Annotated in this window: 14 protein-coding genes and 1 pseudogene; 3 read left to right on the top strand and 12 right to left on the bottom strand. The window is 35.7% G+C overall.

The genetic code is table 11. The features are described 5' to 3' along the window. Position 1: 1 nt before the first annotated feature. Positions 2-2,998, bottom strand: coding sequence for a SusC/RagA family TonB-linked outer membrane protein (locus ACEN2N_RS15620; protein WP_441825184.1), 2,997 nt, complete (start codon positions 2,996-2,998; stop codon positions 2-4). Positions 2,999-3,420: 422 nt separating this feature from the next. Here ACEN2N_RS15620 and ACEN2N_RS15615 point away from each other — a divergent pair, with 422 nt between their 5' ends. The 3 genes and pseudogenes from ACEN2N_RS15615 to ACEN2N_RS15605 all read left to right on the top strand — a co-directional run bounded on the left by ACEN2N_RS15615 (position 3,421) and on the right by ACEN2N_RS15605 (position 7,605). Next, complete coding sequence (locus tag ACEN2N_RS15615; RefSeq protein WP_441825183.1) at positions 3,421-5,550, top strand: thioredoxin domain-containing protein; 2,130 nt, start codon at positions 3,421-3,423, stop codon at positions 5,548-5,550. A gap of 66 nt (positions 5,551-5,616) precedes the next feature. Continuing rightward, positions 5,617-6,372 (top strand): annotated as a pseudogene (locus tag ACEN2N_RS15610) (sulfite exporter TauE/SafE family protein). A gap of 39 nt (positions 6,373-6,411) precedes the next feature. After that, complete coding sequence (locus ACEN2N_RS15605) at positions 6,412-7,605, top strand: DegT/DnrJ/EryC1/StrS family aminotransferase (protein WP_441825182.1); 1,194 nt, start codon at positions 6,412-6,414, stop codon at positions 7,603-7,605. 4 nt (positions 7,606-7,609) lie between these two features. On the opposite strand, the gene ribB is transcribed toward ACEN2N_RS15605, so the two are convergent. The 11 genes from ribB to ACEN2N_RS15550 form a co-directional block, all read right to left on the bottom strand. Then, positions 7,610-8,746, bottom strand: a complete 1,137-nt coding sequence (gene ribB / locus ACEN2N_RS15600) for a 3,4-dihydroxy-2-butanone-4-phosphate synthase (protein WP_441825181.1) — start codon at positions 8,744-8,746, stop codon at positions 7,610-7,612. Between the two features lie 2 nt (positions 8,747-8,748). Further along, on the bottom strand, positions 8,749-10,236 hold the full coding sequence (locus ACEN2N_RS15595) for an LptF/LptG family permease (RefSeq protein WP_441825202.1): 1,488 nt from the start codon (positions 10,234-10,236) through the stop codon (positions 8,749-8,751). 26 nt (positions 10,237-10,262) lie between these two features. Beyond that, positions 10,263-10,907 carry a LolA family protein gene (locus tag ACEN2N_RS15590; protein ID WP_441825201.1) on the bottom strand — a complete coding sequence of 215 codons (645 nt, stop codon included), beginning with the start codon at positions 10,905-10,907 and terminating at the stop codon, positions 10,263-10,265. A 10-nt stretch (positions 10,908-10,917) separates the two neighbouring features. After that, positions 10,918-13,299, bottom strand: a complete 2,382-nt coding sequence (locus tag ACEN2N_RS15585) for a DNA translocase FtsK 4TM domain-containing protein (RefSeq protein WP_441825180.1) — start codon at positions 13,297-13,299, stop codon at positions 10,918-10,920. A gap of 63 nt (positions 13,300-13,362) precedes the next feature. Continuing rightward, complete coding sequence (locus ACEN2N_RS15580) at positions 13,363-13,728, bottom strand: diacylglycerol kinase family protein (RefSeq protein WP_441825179.1); 366 nt, start codon at positions 13,726-13,728, stop codon at positions 13,363-13,365. Between the two features lie 15 nt (positions 13,729-13,743). Next, positions 13,744-14,247 (bottom strand): thiol peroxidase, encoded by a 504-nt coding sequence (tpx, locus tag ACEN2N_RS15575; RefSeq protein WP_441825178.1) that lies wholly within the window; start codon positions 14,245-14,247, stop codon positions 13,744-13,746. Positions 14,248-14,369: 122 nt separating this feature from the next. After that, a complete protein-coding gene (locus tag ACEN2N_RS15570) occupies positions 14,370-14,627 on the bottom strand; it encodes a DUF6952 family protein (RefSeq protein ID WP_441825177.1) in 258 nt (85 codons plus the stop codon). Next, on the bottom strand, positions 14,608-14,922 hold the full coding sequence (locus ACEN2N_RS15565) for a thioredoxin family protein (RefSeq protein WP_423999237.1): 315 nt from the start codon (positions 14,920-14,922) through the stop codon (positions 14,608-14,610). The genes ACEN2N_RS15570 and ACEN2N_RS15565 overlap by 20 nt, the downstream gene beginning before the upstream one ends. 70 nt (positions 14,923-14,992) lie before the next feature. After that, a complete protein-coding gene (locus ACEN2N_RS15560) occupies positions 14,993-15,637 on the bottom strand; it encodes a peroxiredoxin (protein WP_441825176.1) in 645 nt (214 codons plus the stop codon). Between the two features lie 213 nt (positions 15,638-15,850). Further along, positions 15,851-17,317 (bottom strand): Na+/H+ antiporter NhaC, encoded by a 1,467-nt coding sequence (gene nhaC / locus ACEN2N_RS15555; protein WP_441825175.1) that lies wholly within the window; start codon positions 17,315-17,317, stop codon positions 15,851-15,853. Positions 17,318-17,392: 75 nt separating this feature from the next. Then, the gene (locus ACEN2N_RS15550) at positions 17,393-18,613 is read right to left on the bottom strand and encodes an aminotransferase class I/II-fold pyridoxal phosphate-dependent enzyme (protein WP_441825174.1); all 1,221 of its coding nucleotides are present in this window, start codon (positions 18,611-18,613) and stop codon (positions 17,393-17,395) included. Between the last annotated feature and the right edge of the window lie 10 nt (positions 18,614-18,623).

The raw sequence follows: 18,623 nt of genomic DNA, 5'->3' as shown, positions 1-18,623 counted from the left end.
ATTAAAATGATACTTGTAAACCTATTAAGTACGTTTTTGGCTGTGGATAGGCACCTCTGTCGATACCAAATTCAAACAAATCGCCATTACCTACTTCTGGATCTAAGCCAGTATAATCAGTAATTGTAATTAAGTTTTGACCACTAACATATAATCTGAATTTAGAGAACATCTCTTTACCGAATGTATCACTAGGTAAGGTGTAACCAATGGTTAAATTCTTAAGTCTTGAAAAGGAACCATCTTCAATAAATCTGTCTGATAATTGAATGTTCTGAGGCGCGCCCCCTGCTCTTGGTACTGTATTAGATGGGTTGGTAGGAGTCCATCTATCTAAAACACCAACTCCGGCATTAAATAATCTAGGCATTCCCTCAAGGTCATAAATGTTGGTATTGTAAAGGTCTCTACCATATATACCTGTCCAGAACATATTAAAATCCCAATTCTTATAATCAGCACTTAAGTTAAAGCCATACGTAAGGTCAGGTAAAGGATTTCCGATAATTGCTCTATCGTCTGATGTAATGTCGCCATCATTATTAACATCCTTAAAACGAATATCACCGGGTTGTACAGTAGTCTGTCCTGGATTTGCAGTGAATACAGCATCGACTTCTGCTTGATTCTGATATATACCGTCAGTTACTAAACCATAAAAATGAAATAGTGATTCACCTTCTGCAACTCTAGTGATATTTTGATTTTCAAAATTACCACCAACCAATTCATCAACACCTCCTAAAGATAAGGCCTCATTTGAACTAGTTGCAAGATTTAAATTAGCAGACCATTTAAAATCACCTTCAAAATCATTGAATCCCAAGCTTAACTCGAAACCTGTTGTTTCTACCGATCCAACATTTCTAACTTGGCTACCTTCATTAATACCTAGAGAAGTAGAAGTAGGTACTCTTATTAATAAATCATCACTCTGATTTTCGTAATACTCTAAAGCAGCGGTGAATTTATCATTATCGAAGCCTAAATCTAAACCAATATTTAATTGTTTTGTCTCTTCCCATTTTAAATCAGGATTAGCTAATCCGAAGGCCGTAGTACCAACTGCATTAGAGCCAGCAATAGGATATAAAAAATTATTGACTAAAGTTGCGCTGTATAAATAGTTGTTAATTCTATCATTACCCGAATAACCTAAACTAGCTCTTAGTTTTAGGGTGCTAACATTTGTATCGGCCATAAAAGCTTCTTTAGCTATGTTCCATCCTAATGCATATGAAGAAAACCAGCCCCATCTGTTATTAGAACCGAATTTTGAAGATGCATCGCGTCTTAGCGATACTGCAGCAATATATTTATCGTCATAGTTATAGTTTAATCTACCTAAGAATCCTAATCTGTTATATACAAATGAATTGCTTTCTAGGTTTGAATCTTCATTCGATAATTCATTGATATCATCTGAAACTGAATTTCTACTGTTTGCATTAACCGAATTTCCTTTACTTTCAAATTTTTCAGCTAACAATAATGCTTCAAAATTATGTACTTCGGCAAATGTTTTATTATAGGTTAAACTATTGGTGAAAATAATAGTTTGTCCAGAAGAAGAATTCTTTGTAATTGCAGCAAATGATTGTTGATGCGTGGCACCTAAACTATCATCATTAAAAGAAGGAATGAATCGATTGTTATTACCATTAAAATAATCAAGACCTACTTGAGATTTAAATTTTAGCCCATCGATAATATCATATTCAGCAAAAATATTACCAACTAAACTGAAGGTTTTATTCAATGCATTACCATGTTTTAATATTCTCACAGGGTTTTCTGCATCTTGACCATCACCGGCACTATTGGGTCCTTGAAAACCACCTAGATTGTCACTATTGTACTCCGGTAAATATGGCGCAGCTTTTATAGCATGTTCTAAAAGCGAACGACCACCAACGCCAGTTGGGTCGGGGTTTTGCTTATTAAAGTTTACCGACATATTCTGGCCTAATTTTAACTTTCCGAAAGTAAAATCACTATTAGCCCTGAAGGAATAGCGTTGAAATCCTGTTTCAATAATTACACCTTCTCTTTCAAAATAACCTCCAGAAATTCTAAAGTTGCTATTTTCTCCACCACCGGAAGCAGCCATGTCGTAGTTTCTTATAAGTCCTGTTGTATATATTTCATCTTGCCAATTCGTATTTAAACCAGAGGATGATAATGGTGTATTTGGCACAATACCAAAAGCTTCGTTTGCATATTGTAAATATTGAGTAGTATTTAGAACATCATATCGTTTTGAGTTTTGTTGAAAACCAGTATGAACATTAAATGATAATTGAGTTTTGCCTCCTTTACCTTTTTTGGTAGTTACCAAAATAACTCCGTTTGATCCTTGTGCACCATAAACAGCAGTAGTTGAAGCATCTTTTAATACATTAATACTTTCAATGTCATTTTGGTTTATCCCTGAAAGGTTACCGACAATAACTCCATCAACAACAAATAATGGTGAATTGTTGCCAAATGTTCCAAGACCTCTAATGGTAATTGAAGGCTCAGTTCCAGGAGCACCTGTGTTAACTACAGATACACCTGCTGCACGACCTTGTAAGGCTTCTGTTGCATTTGCTACGGGTACAGCATTTAATTCTTCAGATTTTACACTTGAAATAGCCCCGGTGACAGATGCTCTACTTTGAGCACCATAACCCACAACTACTACTTCGTCTAAGGCCTGTGCGTCAATAGCCATTGAGATATTGAACGATGTTTGCCCATTTACTTGAACTTGTTGCGATTGGTAACCAATGTAACTAACTGTTAACGTACCGTTGGTAGAAACATTTGCGAGCGAAAAATTTCCATCGAAATCGGTTTGGGTTCCATTCGTTGTGCCTGAAACCACCACTGAAGCTCCAGGTAGTGGTGAGCCGGTTTCATCAGAAACAACACCGGTAAGTGTGGTTGTTTGTGAATAGGCAAATTGCCCCAACATTGCTATAAATGCAATGAATGTAATTTTGAGTTTACTCATAATTAATTAAGTTTAAGTTGTTATTTGTTAGTGCTTTCTTTTGTTGAGTTCTAACGAAACAAATATAAATCGGGTAACCTCGAAGAAGTAAAAGAAATGAAGCGAACACTAGTAATTATGATGCAGGATGTATGTAATTAGTAGGAATACGGCATTTTAACACCTATTTTATTGTTAGATTTAGGAAATACTAATGATAGATTTATGAAATTGATAATTTAATAAGTGTTGTTGCTTTAATTTTTGCAAGTGACATTAATCATTTTATCATTCTTGAGTAGAAATTGTACACGTTCATAGCCTTTATTCATTTTAGAAATTTTCTCTAACCAAATCTTTAGTTCAGAATATCCTAAACCGAAATAAATATATCTTTGGTGATTTACTTATAAATCATTCCCAATAATTCTATGAAAATTTTTATGCGTTTTTTAATCTTCTTAAGTGTAGTAATGATTAGTTCATGTAAAAATGACGGGTCTACAAGAACTGAAGATAATTCTCAGAATAAAACTACTAATCAGAATTTTCAGTATACAAACGAACTTATTCATGAATCTAGTCCCTATTTACTTAAGCATGCACATAATCCTGTCAAATGGAAACCATGGACAGATAGTGCTTTTAAGAATGCGGAAAAAGAAAACAAATTAATTGTTCTAAGTATTGGATATTCTACGTGTCATTGGTGTCACGTTATGGAAGAAGAATCTTTTGAAGATACCGAAGTTGCTAAACTAATGAACGATAAGTTTGTTAGTATTAAGGTAGACCGCGAAGAACGGCCAGATCTTGATATGGTCTACCAAACTGCATTGCAATTGGTAAACGGAACGGGTGGTTGGCCCATGAACGCTATTATTTTGCCTAATGGGAGTCCGGTATTTTTGGGTACATACTTTGAGAAAGAAGAATGGAAGAATATTTTAGTCAAATTCAGCTCTGAATACGAAAAGAACCCTGAGAAAATTACGGAGTATGCTACGATGTTGGCAGATGGTGTACAAGAAGTTTATGAAGAGCCGGCAAAACAATTGTCGAATGAGATAACACCAAATAAATTTGTAAACGGTATTATGGAGTGGGCTACTGTTTGGGACAAACAATGGGGTGGTAACCTCGGGCAGCAGAAATTTATACTACCCCCTAATTTGACCATGTTATTAGATTATGCCGTGATGCAACAAAATGAAGAAGCTGAAAATCATGTTATCAATACATTGGATAAGGTGATTCATGGCGGAATATATGATCACGTAGATGGCGGTTTTTTTAGATATAGCACTGATGATACATGGAAGGTACCTCATTTTGAAAAGATGTTGTATGATAACGCGCAACTCGTGTATTTACTTTCAAAAGCCTATAAGTTGACTAAAAATAAAGAGTACAAAATTAAGGTGGAAGAAACGCTGAAATTTTTGAAGTCTGAAATGCGAAATGAAGATGGAGGTTATTTCAGTGCTATGGATGCAGATACTAATGGGGAAGAAGGAGTTTATTATGTTTGGAAGAAGGAAGAATTGCAGTCATTATTAGGTGATGACTTTGAATTATTCTTTAAGTACTTCAATATAGAGGATCGTCAGGTTTGGGAAGATGGAAACTTTGTTTTGAACAACACCATTTCTAAAGGTGAAATTTTGAAGGAGTTCGAATTGAGTGAAGAAGCCTTTGATAAGAAAAAGGAGAATTGGAAATCGACTTTACATCAAGCGCGACAAAAAAGAGAAAAACCTACCAAAGATTATAAGATTTTGACATCTTGGAACGCACTTTTAATTGACGGACTATTAGAAGCGTACAGGGCTTTTGGTGATGAAAAATATTTAACTGAGGCGGTGTCTGTATTTAATTATTTAAAGGAGTACAATTATAAAGATGCAAAATTGGTGCATTCTTATACAAAAGATAGCAAGCAGAAAGAGGTGTTCTTAGAAGATTATGCTTTTCTGGCTAAAAGTGCTTTTACTTTGTTCGAAGTTACCTTAGATGTCTCGTATCTAAAGATTTCAAAAGAGTTAATGACTATTGGCTCAGAAAAGTACAAGAGTAATTCTGAGCTGTTCTATTATAATGTTTCCAATGATTTGGTGCCGAGTATAATTAATACTTCTGATGGGGTGGTGCCTTCTGCAAATGCTATTATGGCGCAGAATTTTTTACGAATTGGTCATTTAGAATACAATACCGACTATTTAAAAAAGGCAGAGGTAATGGGAGCATTGATTACAGGTGATTTTGAAAATCATGCTGTAAGCTACGGAGCATGGGGATCTCTGCTTTTGCAACAAGCATATCCTTTTTATGAAATAGTGGTTGTTGGTAGCGATGCGAAAGGTATTCTGTCAGAAATGAGTGGAACATACCTAGTCAATTCAATTATCGTCGGCTCTACTATTGAGAGTGATATTTCTCTTTTTAAAGATCGTTTTAATGATGATGAAACCTTTATTTATGTTTGTCAGAACAACACTTGCAAATTACCTGTAAAAACAGTTTCTGATGCTTTTGGTCAGATGAGATCTTTTGGTTATCAGGGGTTTAGATAGGTGTATGATTAGTTGATCTTTAATAGCTTTTATTGCTATTTTATTTGAGTTTATAGCGCTTTTTGTATGGAAGAATGGTACGCTTATCCGTTGCTGATTCTAGTTGGTTTCATTGTTGGTTTTGTCAATACGGTCGCTGGTGGTGGTTCACTTCTTTCGTTGCCTATTTTGATTTTTTTAGGGTTACCATCAACTTTAGCAAATGGTACAAATAGGGTAGCGGTAATTTTTCAAACTGCTATGGCTACTGCTGGGTTTAAAAGTAAAGGGGTTTCTATATTTCCTTTCAATATATACTTAGGATGTTCTGCTTTTTTCGGTTCTATTATCGGAGCACATTTAGCGATTGATATCAGTGGGGTACTTTTTAATTGAATACTCGCCATTGTTATGATTTGCGTCGTGCTTATAGTAGCATTCGGACCAAAAATAGGAATGAAAGAAATTCAAGAACGACTTACCGGTAAATACTTGTGGCTGGGTATTGTCGCTTTTTTCTTTTTCGGAATTTATGGGGGATTTATTAATGCGGGACTTGGCTTTATAATAATTCTATTTCTACATTATGTAAATAGAATGACCTTGGTGCGTTCTAATGCAACCAAAGTTGCTGTTGTTTTTATGTATATGGTTTCAGCATTGATTGTATTTGTTTGGAACGATCAAGTGAATTGGAAAATTGGTTTAATATTGGCCATAGGTAATGGTATTGGAGCTTGGGTGGCGAGAAGAGTATCTGTAAATATGGGTGATGGCTTCATAAAAAAGTTCTTAATATTTATGGTATCGATACTAGCCGTAAAACTTTGGTTTTACCAATAATTTAAGCAAAATTTGTACTACAATATAAAATAAGATAGCATGCCAGGTTTCGAGTTGTTTGGAGAGAGTGAAAAAAGTCAAGTTCAAGATGTTTTAGATTCTGGGGTATTAATGCGTTACGGCTTTGACGGAATGCGAAATAATCATTGGAAGGCATTAGAGCTTGAAGCTGCTTTATCGAAACGAATGCAAACAAAGTATGCACAATTGGTAAGTAGTGGTACTGCCGCTTTAACGGTTGCGCTCGCAAGTGCAGGTGTTGGAGCAGGTGACGAGGTGATTATGCCGACCTTTACATTTGTAGCAAGTTTTGAATCTATTTTGGCTATTGGTGCCATACCCATTCTTGTTGATGTTGATGATACTTTAACCTTAGATCCTGAAGCTGTAGAGAATGCTATCACTGCTAAAACTAGAGTAGTCATGCCGGTTCATATGTGCGGTTCGATGGCAGATTTGGGTGCATTGAAGGCTATTTGTAATAAATATAATTTATTGCTGTTAGAAGATGCCTGTCAAGCTATAGGGGGTAGTTATGACGGTAAACCTTTGGGTAGTTATGGTGATTTAGGCTGTTTTTCGTTCGATTATGTAAAAACAATTACTTGTGGCGAAGGCGGGGCAATCATTACCAATGATGAAAAATATAAATTGAATGCCGACCATTACTCCGATCATGGCCATGATCATGTGGGTAACAATCGCGGTACGGAAACGCATCCCTTTTTAGGATATAATTTTAGAATATCAGAATTAAATGCAGCTGTTGGTTGCGCGCAAATTGAGCGATTGGATGATTTCTTATCTATCCAAAATAAAAATTATACCGTTTTAAGAGATGCATTATCACCGCTTTCTAATATTACATTTAGAAAAGTGCCAGAAGGGGGAGTAGAGAATTATTCATTTATTTCTTTCTTCTTGCCAACTACAGAATTAGCAAAAAAAGCGCACATAGCTTTAGGTGAGGCGGGTATAGATGCTTGTTTTTATTGGTTCGATAATAACTGGCATTATTACAAAAAGTGGGAGCATTTAACCCATAAAAGATCTTTAGGTAAGTTACCGCAAGAGGTTGTTAATCAATTGCCTGACTATTCAAAATCGGACTTCTCAAAATCTGACGCGTGGATTGGCAGAACCATCTCTTGTCTTGTTAAACTAAGCTGGACAGATGAGCAGGTAGCTGAACGTGCAACTAAAATGAAAGATGTATTAGAAAAGTTTGTTTAAAACATTAATACTTTACGTATTCTAAAATTTCTAATCCGTATCCGACAATACCTACGCGTTTCGCTTGGGTGCTGTTGGTCATTAGTTTCATTTTATGAATGCCTAAATCATGTAAAATCTGCGCTCCGATACCGAAGTCACGATTATCCATTTCAATTTTAGGTGCTTTGTGAACGCCTTGTTTTTGCAATTCTTTCAACTCTTTTAACCTAGATAGTAAATTAAGCGATTCTGAATCTTGATTAATAAAAACAATTGCTCCTTTACCTTCTTCATTAATCTTGTTGAACATATCTTCTAACTTTTCGTCAGGGTTATGTGTCAACGTTCCTAAAATATCATTGTTGATAAGGGTAGAGTTGATTCTGGTCAGTATTTTTTCTTCAGATGACCATGAGCCTTTTGTTAAGGCAATATGAATATGGTTGTTTGTCGTCTGCTTATACGCACGAAGTCTAAATTCGCCAAAACGAGTGGTAATATCAAAATCAATTTCTTTGTCGATTAAGCTGTCATGTTCCATTCTATAGGCAACAAGATCTTCGATAGAAACAATTTTAAGATCGAACTTTTTCGCAACATCGACCAATTGGGGTAGTCGTGCCATCGTACCGTCTTCATTCATGATTTCTACGATAATTCCCGCAGGTTGTAATCCCGCCAATCGCGCAAAATCAATAGCAGCTTCGGTATGCCCAGTCCTTCTTAGAACTCCGCCTTCTTTAGCTACTAACGGAAATATATGTCCTGGTCTAGCTAAATCATGGGGTTTTGTATCACTCTCGGTTAATGCTATAACAGTTTTAGACCTATCACCTGCAGAAATACCTGTGGTAACTCCTTTTCCTCTTAAATCTACAGATACCGTAAAAGCCGTTTCTAAAGGATCGGTATTGGTACTAACCATCATATGTAATCCTAAATCTTTACAACGACCTTCGGTTAAAGGTGCGCAAATTAGCCCTCTACCATGAGTAGCCATAAAATTGACCGTTTCTGGTGTAGCAAGTTCTGCAGCCGCCAAAAAATCTCCTTCATTCTCGCGATTTTCATCATCAACGACGATAATTACTTTACCGGCGCGAATATCTTCAATCGCTTCTTCTATACTGTTCAATTGTATTGTACTAAGATCTGTCATGGTTAAGAATCAGCTTTATCTTTTTTCTTAAATATTTTTTTGAAGAAATCGGCTATAAATCCGAAATCCATCATTCCTTTATCTTCTGTTGCTCTTTTGGTTAAAATGAACCCTAGTGGCAGCATAATTAACGTAGAGAGCCAGGCACCTAACATTGGGTGTATATTGCCCTCTTTGGCATAGTTGCCTGCAAAAACTCCTATAAAATAATAGATTAAGAAGAGTACTATGGCGATTACCATGGGTAAGCCTAATCCTCCTTTTCTGATAATTGCACCTAACGGAGCGCCTACGAAGAATAGAATGATACAAGAGAATGCTAATGCATATTTATTGTGAAGCGAAAGAATATGCATGTTGTAGATTTTGTATCTCTTTTGCATTTCTTCTTTTTTTCCACTCACGGTACCCAATATACTTGTGGTGGCATTTTTAGCGCTGCTTAAAATTTGTATCTGTTGCCAATCGGGGAAAAGCATTAATATATTCTCAGTAATTGAGTCTTGTAAAACTAAATTAGCCTTTGATTTTTCGGCTTTTATATTAATGAGACTATCTTTTTTGGTAATAGTCTGGCTTTTTGTCGAATCTAGATTTTTAGCAACTAGGGGTACGAACATACCTGTTCTGCTTTCTACATTTTTAGAAAATGCACGTACCACCCGATAATTATCGCCTCGTAATGAATCTATATCTTTCGATAAGCGAGAAATATTTTTCATTTTATCGGTACTAATATCTCGCTCTTCCTCTAACTCGTCATTATTGATTTCAGGTATTTCGATATTCATTGTGTAGGTATCGAAATCTGCCTGAGCAAAAGGGAATTTCATTTTGTTGTCATTACTCTTAGAAGTAATATCTTCATAGTAATGACCGTCTTTTAATACCAATTGAATAAGGTCAGATTCTTCGCTACTTATTAATTCTCCCGTTTTAGATTTAATAACGGTGGTGTTTAGGTTGTTTGCAGATTTTCTATGTATAATTACATTTTTAAGAAAACGGTCATTATCACCATATTTCTCATCTACCTTAATGTTCATGCCCTCAAAATCACTGAAAACTCCTTCAGATACTACTGCTGCGGGTTTTACCTTGGCAATATTTCTACGGAGATTATATATTTTTCGTTGTGATAGTGGGATGACGTTATTGGCAAAGAAAAAAGTGACTCCGCCTAAGAGGGTCACGAATATGATTAAACTCAACATAGATCGTTGCAGCGAAATACCCGATGCCTTCATGGCAGCGAATTCATAATTCTCGGCAATGGATCCAAAAGTTAATATAGAAGATAGAAGTACGGTTAATGGTAGTACTTTTTCAGTAAGATCAGGCATTAAATAAAAGAGAAACTTACCTATAATAACAATATCTAAACCTTTACCCGCGAGGTCATCAATAAAAAGCCAAATCGTTTGAAATATGAAGATGAACATCAATATTACAAACGAACTGACAAAATTAAAGACGAACCTTGATAGGATATATCGGTCTAGTATTCTCAATAGTTCTAATTTCTTAGAATGAAATAGCCTTCACCCTTATATTTAGCTTCATCAAAAGTAAATAAGGTTTTGGACAATGTTTGATCTGTTTTAAAAGAATTAACAGTGATTGTGGTTTTTGTACCGTTTTTACCTGTCTCAATTAAATTGTAAATGTGCTTTGTACCCATATCAATACCTAATAACCTCGATTTAATTTCGGTATCAGAATCAATTGGTGTCAATTTTACATATTGTATTTTTCTTCCTTGAATATCCTGTAGAATATCCCAAGCATAATTATGTCCTTCTTTATAAAAAGTCAGCATCTTTGAAGGGGTCATCGCATTTTCATCATCAGACTTGTCTTCAATAGTAACTTCTTCGTTTTCTGGTACGATAGTATATACTTTATTCCCGTCAAAAATTTGTTGAGAACCTAAGTAGTTGAACATGTATTTATTGCCTGCAAGGGTAACATCGCCTCTTGTCTCTTGGTTAATACCTGCATCTGCATTCTTTAAATCAAATTTGAAGTCTACAAAGATGTTGTCATAGTTCTGTACTTTGTTATAAACTTCATCTAATAATGCTTTTGCTTTATCTGAACCTTGTGCATTTGCAAAGGTTGCGGTAAGCATAATCGTCAAAACAATAATAATTTTCTTCATCTTTTTAATATTATTCATTATCCAAAATTTGTTGAAGGGCAACCATGTCAGATACATAAACCTGTCTTGCTTTACTGCCTTCAAACGGACCTACAATGCCTGCTGCTTCTAACTGATCAATAATTCTACCGGCTCTATTGTAGCCTAATTTCAATTTTCGTTGAATTAATGAGGCTGAACCTTGTTGGGCAATTACGATAACTTCAGCAGCTTCTCGAAACTTTGCATCCCTTTCAGAGACGTTATTATCAAGACTCGTGCCAGAATCTTCTCCGACGTACTCAGGTAATTCATGCGCATCGGGGTAAGCACGTTGGCTACCAATGAAATCAACTATTTTGGCTACTTCAGGTGTGTCAACAAATGCACATTGAATACGGGTGACATCGTTACCTTGCGTAAATAACATATCTCCTCTACCGATTAATTGATCGGCACCTGCGGTATCTAAAATTGTTCTAGAATCTATTTTAGACGTTACCCTAAACGCTAACCTCGCAGGGAAGTTGGCTTTGATAATACCTGTAATAACGTTTACAGAAGGTCTTTGCGTCGCAATGATCAAATGTATACCAATTGCTCTCGCTAATTGCGCTAGCCTTGCTACGGGTGTTTCTACCTCTTTACCGGCGGTCATGATCAAATCGGCAAACTCATCAATAACTAAAACTATATAGGGTAAGAATTTGTGTCCGTCATTCGGATTCAGTTTTCTCGCCTTAAACTTGGTATTGTATTCTTTTAGGTTACGTACCATGGCTAATTTCAACAATTCGTACCTATTATCCATTTCAATACAAAGTGAATTCAGTGTGTGAATTACTTTTGTATTATCTGTTATAATCGCTTCTTCAGAATCTGGAAGTTTAGCTAAGAAATGACGCTCAATTTTATTGTAAAGGGTAAGTTCAACTTTCTTAGGATCGACCAAAATAAATTTCACCTCTGCCGGATGCTTTTTATATAGTAACGATGTAAGTACCGCATTTAAACCAACCGATTTACCTTGACCGGTAGCACCTGCCATTAGTAAGTGTGGCATTTTAGCTAAATCGACAACAAAGGTTTCATTACTAATCGTTTTACCGAAGGCGATAGGTAATTCCATTTCTGCTTTTTGAAATTTGCTAGATGCAATTACCGAACGCATAGATACAATAGACGCGTTTTTGTTAGGTACTTCAATACCTATTGTTCCTTTACCAGGTATTGGGGCAATAATACGAATACCTAATGCCGCTAGTGATAGTGCAATATCATCTTCTAGGTTTTTGATTTTCGATATTCTAACACCCGCTTCTGGTACTATTTCGTATAATGTTACAGTCGGACCAATGGTTGCCTTAATTTGGGCAATTCCTATTTTATAATTTTTTAGGGTCTCAACAATTTTGTTCTTGTTTTCTTCTAATTCTTCTTGATTAATGGTAATGCCACCAGTAGCTCCATGAGGGTCTAAAAGATCAAGCGTAGGGAATTTGTAGTTGCCCAATTCTAGGGTAGGGTCGAACTCCCCAAAATCATCTACAAGTTTATTGGCAAGAATATCAATTTCTTCTGGTTCTTCAATAACATGCTCAACCTCCATTGCCAATGTCTCTTCGGGTTCTGGAGCGGTAATTTCAAAGTCTGAAACTTCTTTTTCTAAATGCGGAATTTCAGTTTTATGAGTATAGGTATCTATAATTACAGGAGCTTCTTCTTTTAACGAACGTATTAGTAAATCTTCTTCCTCTTGTTCTTCTTGCTCTTTCTTTCTGTTAGCCTTTCGTTCTTGGGTTGCTTTGAACTCTGTTGATATAGCTTCTTTTCTTGATTTAAAGAATGATGAAATTCCTTCAGGAGTTACTTCAAAGAGTCTAACAAGAATAAATATGAGTCCGAATACCAATAACAAAAGCACTCCAATTTTACCAGCATAGTCTTGTAAGAAATCGTTCATTTCAAAACCAACCAATCCGCCAAGTAGCGGACTTGAAGTAGCAAAGAAACCTAAGGCAATTGAAATCCAAATGACAAATAACAACCCCCAAATCCATTTTTTGAATAATGCTTTTAAAGGAAGACCCAAGAAAAGGTAGATACCTGTAATACAAATAAGAAAAGGTAGAATTAACGAAGCTAACCCAAAGCCCTTGTACATAAAAAAGTGGCTAATGCTGGCGCCGAATTTGTTCAATAAGTTTTTAGCAAGTTCATTACGGTCCTTAAATTCAGACAACAAGCTTTGATCATCTTGCCAGTTAAAGTAAAATGATATAAACGAGAAGAACAATGCGATACTAAAAAGCATCAATAAACTACCCAAAATGATTTTATTCTGTTTGGATAATTTAAACGGTGATCCTTTTTTAGTAGGTTTTGGCTTTGATTTAGTTGCCTTTTTTGCCATTAAAACTTAATTCTGATGCTAAATTACAAATTTACGATGAGCTATGTTAGACTTTATGAAGGCTTACATAACCTTAGGCAAGTAAATGATAAGGCCAATAATAGTTGAAGCAATAGAGACTAACATAACAGCCCCTGCCGAAATATCCTTAATAAATCCGATTTTAACGTCAAATTCTGGCTGAATATAATCTGCAATTTTCTCGACGGCAGTATTCATGCCCTCTATGCCTAAAACCATGGCTATGGCAAAGATTTGAAGTATCCACTCAGTGTGGGATATATCAAAATAAAAGCCTAGAGCAGTCATTACAATGGCAATGAAAACTTGAATTTTTATACTTGCTTCAGTACGTATTAAAAGCATGGCGCCCTTAAAGGCAAAGCCAACACTTTTAATACGATTGACCAAAAAGGATTCTTTTGGCATGAGTGTCGTTTATTTTTAGTTCATCAACGCCTCTAACGCTGCTTTGTAATTTGGCTCTTCGGTAGTTTCTGCTACTTGCTCAGTGTATAATACATTTCCTTTTTCATCAACTACAACAACTGCTCTTGAAAGCAATGTAGCCAATGGTCCGTCAGAAAATGCTACGCTGTAACCTTTACCGAAATTACCATCTTTAAAATCAGAAAGCATTTCAACATTTTCGATTCCTTCTGCACCACAAAATCTTGCTTGTGCGAACGGTAGATCTTTTGAAATACATAAAACGATTGTATTGTCAAGTTCTGCAGCTTCTTTATTAAACTGACGAACAGATTGTGCACAAGTGCCAGTATCAACACTAGGGAATATATTTAAAACTACTCTTGAACCTTCATAATCTGAAAGTTTTACTGTAGATAGATCATTTTTAGTTAATTGAAATTCCGGAGCTTTTACACCTGTTGCAGGTAAAGTTCCTAAGGTGTGTATTTCATTTCCTTTTAGTGTAACCGAAGCCATAACTTTTATCTTTTTAAAATTGAAAGCGTGAAATTATAAAATATAAAGTTGAAACGATAGGGAATAGGGTAAAAAAAAAGTCCTTTCGAATTTGAAAGGACTTTATGCTTTTTTGAAAGCTATTATTTATCTATGGAACCTAGAACGCGTTGCATAAATTGATTCATAGCATCTTTTTTAGGTACCCCTTGTTCTATGCTGTTTGCAACTTCTATGGCGCCATACATATTTGAAATAAGTTCACCGATTACGTCTAGCTCTTCATCTTTTAAAGAAGGTAACTCTGTTAACGCTTCTAAAGTTTCGATGGTCTCTAGAATGTAATCGCTATCTTTTTCTTCAATAAACTCTGTCAGTAATTTAATTAGGGGTAATCTCACTGATCAAATCTTTTAATAGGTCGTACTTATTTGTCTGAACCTGATTTTTAATTTTTCCTTTTTCGAAAGAAGCAAAAGTAGGTAAGTTGCTAACATCTGCCAGTTTTCTAGATTCTGGAAATTTCTCTGCATCTGCCAACACAAAAGTTATGTTCTCATTTTGAGAAGCTTCTTTTTTAAATTTTGGCTTCATGATTCTACAGTTGCCACACCAAGTTGCTGAGTACTGAACTACAACATTAGGATTGTTATCTATGATTTCCTGTAAATTATCTTGTTCTAATTCTAATAACATAATTGAAGTTATTTAAGGATTAATAAAACGAACATGGAGCAAAATGTTTCATGTTCGTTTAAAATTTTTATTAGTTTGCGTGTGCAGAAAGGTAGCTAGCAACACCGTCTCTATTTGCAGACATGGCATCTTTCCCTTCTTCCCAGTTTGCTGGGCAAACTTCACCTTTTTCTTGTACGTGCGTTAAAGCGTCTACCAAACGTAAATACTCACCAACGTTTCTACCTAACGGCATATTGTTGATGCTTTCATGTTGTACCACACCTTCTTCATCAATAATATAAGTAGCTCGGTAAGTAACATTGTCGCCTTCTACTTGTACTGTACCTGTTTCTTCATCGTACACTTCATTTTGAATATCTAAAATGCCTAAGACACTAGATAAGTTACGGTTACTATCTGCTAATATTGGGTATGTAACACCTTCAATACCACCATTGTCTTTTTCAGTACTTAACCATGCGAAGTGTACTTCTGGAGTATCACAAGAAGCACCGATTACTAAGGTGTTTCTTTTTTCGAACTCACCTATAGCGGCTTGAAATGCGTGAAGTTCAGTAGGGCATACAAAAGTGAAATCTTTTGGGTACCAGAATAAAACAACCTTTTTGTTATTCTTTTGAGCCTCTTCTAAGACATTAATCTTAAAAGTATCGCCCATGTCGTTCATTGCATTAACACTAATATTTGGGAATTTTTTTCCTACAAATGCCATAATAAGTTTTCGTTTTGTAATTAATTATAAAGCAAAATTAAGACTTGATGGCGCGTTAAAAGACTTTCTAAATTAGAATTTTCAATGGTAGAATAACTATTTTGAATAGCGCAAGAAATAGCCCTGGTTTAATGTGAAAGGGTTAAATTCTGGGGGTTATTTTTAGCAGATTGCAAGGTTTATGAAGTATAAGCCTACAAAAAGAAAATTTAATTAAGATTCTTTTTTGGCAAGTTGTCTAATTTTGATATTAAAGCCAGCAAATATCAATGTCATGATAGGACTTAACCAGTTAAATATGGCAAATACAAAATATTCTGACACACTAACACCTAGTACTCCAGATTGGTAGGCTCCACAAGTATTCCAAGGTATTAATACTGAAGTAACTGTACCAGAATCTTCCAATGTTCTACTTAAATTTTCAGGTGCAAGACCTCTATCTTGATATGCTTTTTTAAACATTTTACCAGGTATTACCAAAGCCAAATATTGATCACTTGCAATAACATTTAATCCTATACAACTAAGAACAGTACTTGAAAAAAGACCAAAGACACTTTTTGCAACAGAAAGTAAAGATTGTGTAATTCTCGATAATGCTCCAATACCATCCATAATTCCACCAAATACCATTGCGCAGCAAATTAAATAAATCGTCCAAAGCATACCGTTCATTCCGCCAGAGCTAAAAAGCTCATTAAGCTTCTCGTTATCGGTTACTATAGCGGTGTCTGTTAATATGGAGTTTATGATTGCACTTACGTTTGAATCTGAAATGGTAGCTAAAATTTCAGGTTGAAAGATTATTGCGAATATGGCAGCTAGTGCCACCCCAGCTCCTAATGCAATTAAGGGCTTGGTCTTAAGTAAGATCAGTGCAATTACCGCTACTGGAACTATAAATAAATACGGTGTAATATTAAAGGTTTGGGCAATAGTGTCTAGTAATCCGGTTACATCCGCATTACCGGTAGTATCTATATTTAAACTAATAATTGAAAACGCTATAATCGTTACTAGAATTGTTGGACCCGTGGTGTAGAACATATATTTAATATGCGTAAACAAATCTGTACCTGCCATTGCCGGGGCTAAATTAGTAGTGTCGCTTAAAGGCGACATTTTATCACCAAAATAAGCTCCTGAAATAACGGCACCTGCTATCATGCCTGTCGGTATGCCTAAAGCAGTACCTATGCCTACTAGTGCAATACCTACTGTTGCAGAGGTTGTCCAAGAACTACCTGTAGCGATAGATATAATAGCTGCGATAACTATCGATGCAGGTAAAAATATTGACGGACTCAATACTTTTAATCCGTAATATACCATTGCGGGTATTATACCACTTACTAACCATGTACCAGCTAAAGCACCAACGAGAAACAAAATCATAATAGGAACAAAAACACTTTTAAGGTTTTCGTAAATTTCTGTGACCATTTTTGCAAATGTTGTCTTGTTTAGAAAGCCAACAATTGCTGCAAATACACCACCAATAAGCAAAATAATTTGATTAGAGTATTCGCCGAACCACTCAGCATCTGCAAAGAATATATTATAGGCCAACATCGCCATTAAAAGCACCACGGGAATAAGCGCTTCTAATAGGTTAAGTTCCTTGTTAGCTACAATATGCTCGTTTTCCCTGTGTTCGTTGGTGCTATGGTCTGACATAAAAAGTGAGTTTGGTTTCTACGTAATATTACGATTTCTGTAACGGTTGTGCAAACTCATTTTATTATTGAAAATTTAGGCTTTTATGCTTTTGACATCCAGTATATTAAGGTCTGTCAGGCATTTTTTCATTAACGTATAGGTTCTTTGAATGTCATCATCCAAACCGATTGAAAATCGAATTAATCCATTTCCAAGTCCCATTTCTTCTTGTTCTTCTAGCGGAATTTCTGATGAAGTGGAGCTTCCGGGTGCGCTGAACAATGTTTTGTAAAACCCAAGGCTAACAGCTAAATAACCTAATTTTCTCTCCTGCATTAATTCCATCAATGCATTGGCATTCTCAAGTGTACCTACATCCATGGTTATTAATCCGCCATATCCGTATTCCGGATTCATTTGATCTTCCATAATTAAATGTCCTGGGTGAGAAGGGAGTCCTGGGTAGACAACTCGTAATCCGTCTTTTTCGAAATTCTCGGCTAAATACTGCGCATTTTCACTGTGTTTTTTCATACGTATATGAAGTGTGCGCATGTTCTTTAGAATCGAAGCTGCACGCATGCTGTCAAGTGTGCTGCCTAAAAGCATTCCTGCGCCATTGTTTACATCTTTAAGACTAAGGCAAAATTCTGTAGTGCCACAAACAACACCCGCAACACAGTCGCTGGTTCCGTTTATGAATTTGGTAAGGCTATGAATAACAATATCTGCACCTAATTTGGCAGGCGAAACGGTTAAAGGTGAAAAAGTATTGTCAACTATTAATGGTAATTCATTTTTCTTCGCAATGCGTGAAAGTGCTGAAATATCTGCAACCTCTAAAAGCGGATTACTTACACTCTCACAATAGATCATTTTGGTCTTTGGTGTAATCGCTTTCGCTACGGCATCAAGATCGGTAATGTCTAAAAAGGTAGTTTTGATTCCGAATTTGATTAAAAAATTCTTCATGAATGCATACGTGCCACCATAAATAGTTCTACTGCTAATAATATGGTCGCCCGCATTACATAATTGTAAAATCACTGCTGTTATAGCACCCATACCACTTGCGGTTACATTGGCACTTTCGGTACCTTCTAGCGCGGCTAATGCCTCGCCTAAATACAAATTTGATGGCGAAGAATGTCTGCTGTACAAATAACAACCCTCGGTATTACCTTCGAACGTATCGAACATTGTTTTTGCCGATATAAAGGTATAGGTTGATGAATCGGAAATAGAGGGATTTACTCCGCCATATTCTCCGAAGTATTGTAAATCTTGTAAGTCGTTGCTATTCTTTTGGCTCATGAGATATTAT

The sequence above is a fragment of the Maribacter spongiicola genome (assembly GCF_052119685.1).
Taxonomy (GTDB): Bacteria; Bacteroidota; Bacteroidia; order Flavobacteriales; family Flavobacteriaceae; genus Maribacter; species Maribacter spongiicola_A.
This window is presented reverse-complemented; position numbering and strand designations above follow the sequence as displayed.

Excerpts from the sequence above, each read along its gene's own strand:
- ACEN2N_RS15560 (WP_441825176.1), bottom strand. The coding sequence starts at position 15,637 with ATGGCATTTGTAGGAAAAAAATTCCCAAATATTAGTGTTAATGCAATG.
- ACEN2N_RS15615 (WP_441825183.1), top strand. The coding sequence starts at position 3,421 with ATGCGTTTTTTAATCTTCTTAAGTGTAGTAATGATTAGTTCATGTAAA.
- ACEN2N_RS15605 (WP_441825182.1), top strand. The coding sequence starts at position 6,412 with ATGCCAGGTTTCGAGTTGTTTGGAGAGAGTGAAAAAAGTCAAGTTCAA.
- nhaC (WP_441825175.1), bottom strand. The coding sequence starts at position 17,317 with ATGTCAGACCATAGCACCAACGAACACAGGGAAAACGAGCATATTGTA.
- ACEN2N_RS15580 (WP_441825179.1), bottom strand. The coding sequence starts at position 13,728 with ATGCCAAAAGAATCCTTTTTGGTCAATCGTATTAAAAGTGTTGGCTTT.
- ribB (WP_441825181.1), bottom strand. The coding sequence starts at position 8,746 with ATGACAGATCTTAGTACAATACAATTGAACAGTATAGAAGAAGCGATT.
- ACEN2N_RS15620 (WP_441825184.1), bottom strand. The coding sequence starts at position 2,998 with ATGAGTAAACTCAAAATTACATTCATTGCATTTATAGCAATGTTGGGG.
- ACEN2N_RS15550 (WP_441825174.1), bottom strand. The coding sequence starts at position 18,613 with ATGAGCCAAAAGAATAGCAACGACTTACAAGATTTACAATACTTCGGA.
- ACEN2N_RS15585 (WP_441825180.1), bottom strand. The coding sequence starts at position 13,299 with ATGGCAAAAAAGGCAACTAAATCAAAGCCAAAACCTACTAAAAAAGGA.
- tpx (WP_441825178.1), bottom strand. The coding sequence starts at position 14,247 with ATGGCTTCGGTTACACTAAAAGGAAATGAAATACACACCTTAGGAACT.
- ACEN2N_RS15590 (WP_441825201.1), bottom strand. The coding sequence starts at position 10,907 with ATGAAGAAAATTATTATTGTTTTGACGATTATGCTTACCGCAACCTTT.
- ACEN2N_RS15565 (WP_423999237.1), bottom strand. The coding sequence starts at position 14,922 with ATGTTATTAGAATTAGAACAAGATAATTTACAGGAAATCATAGATAAC.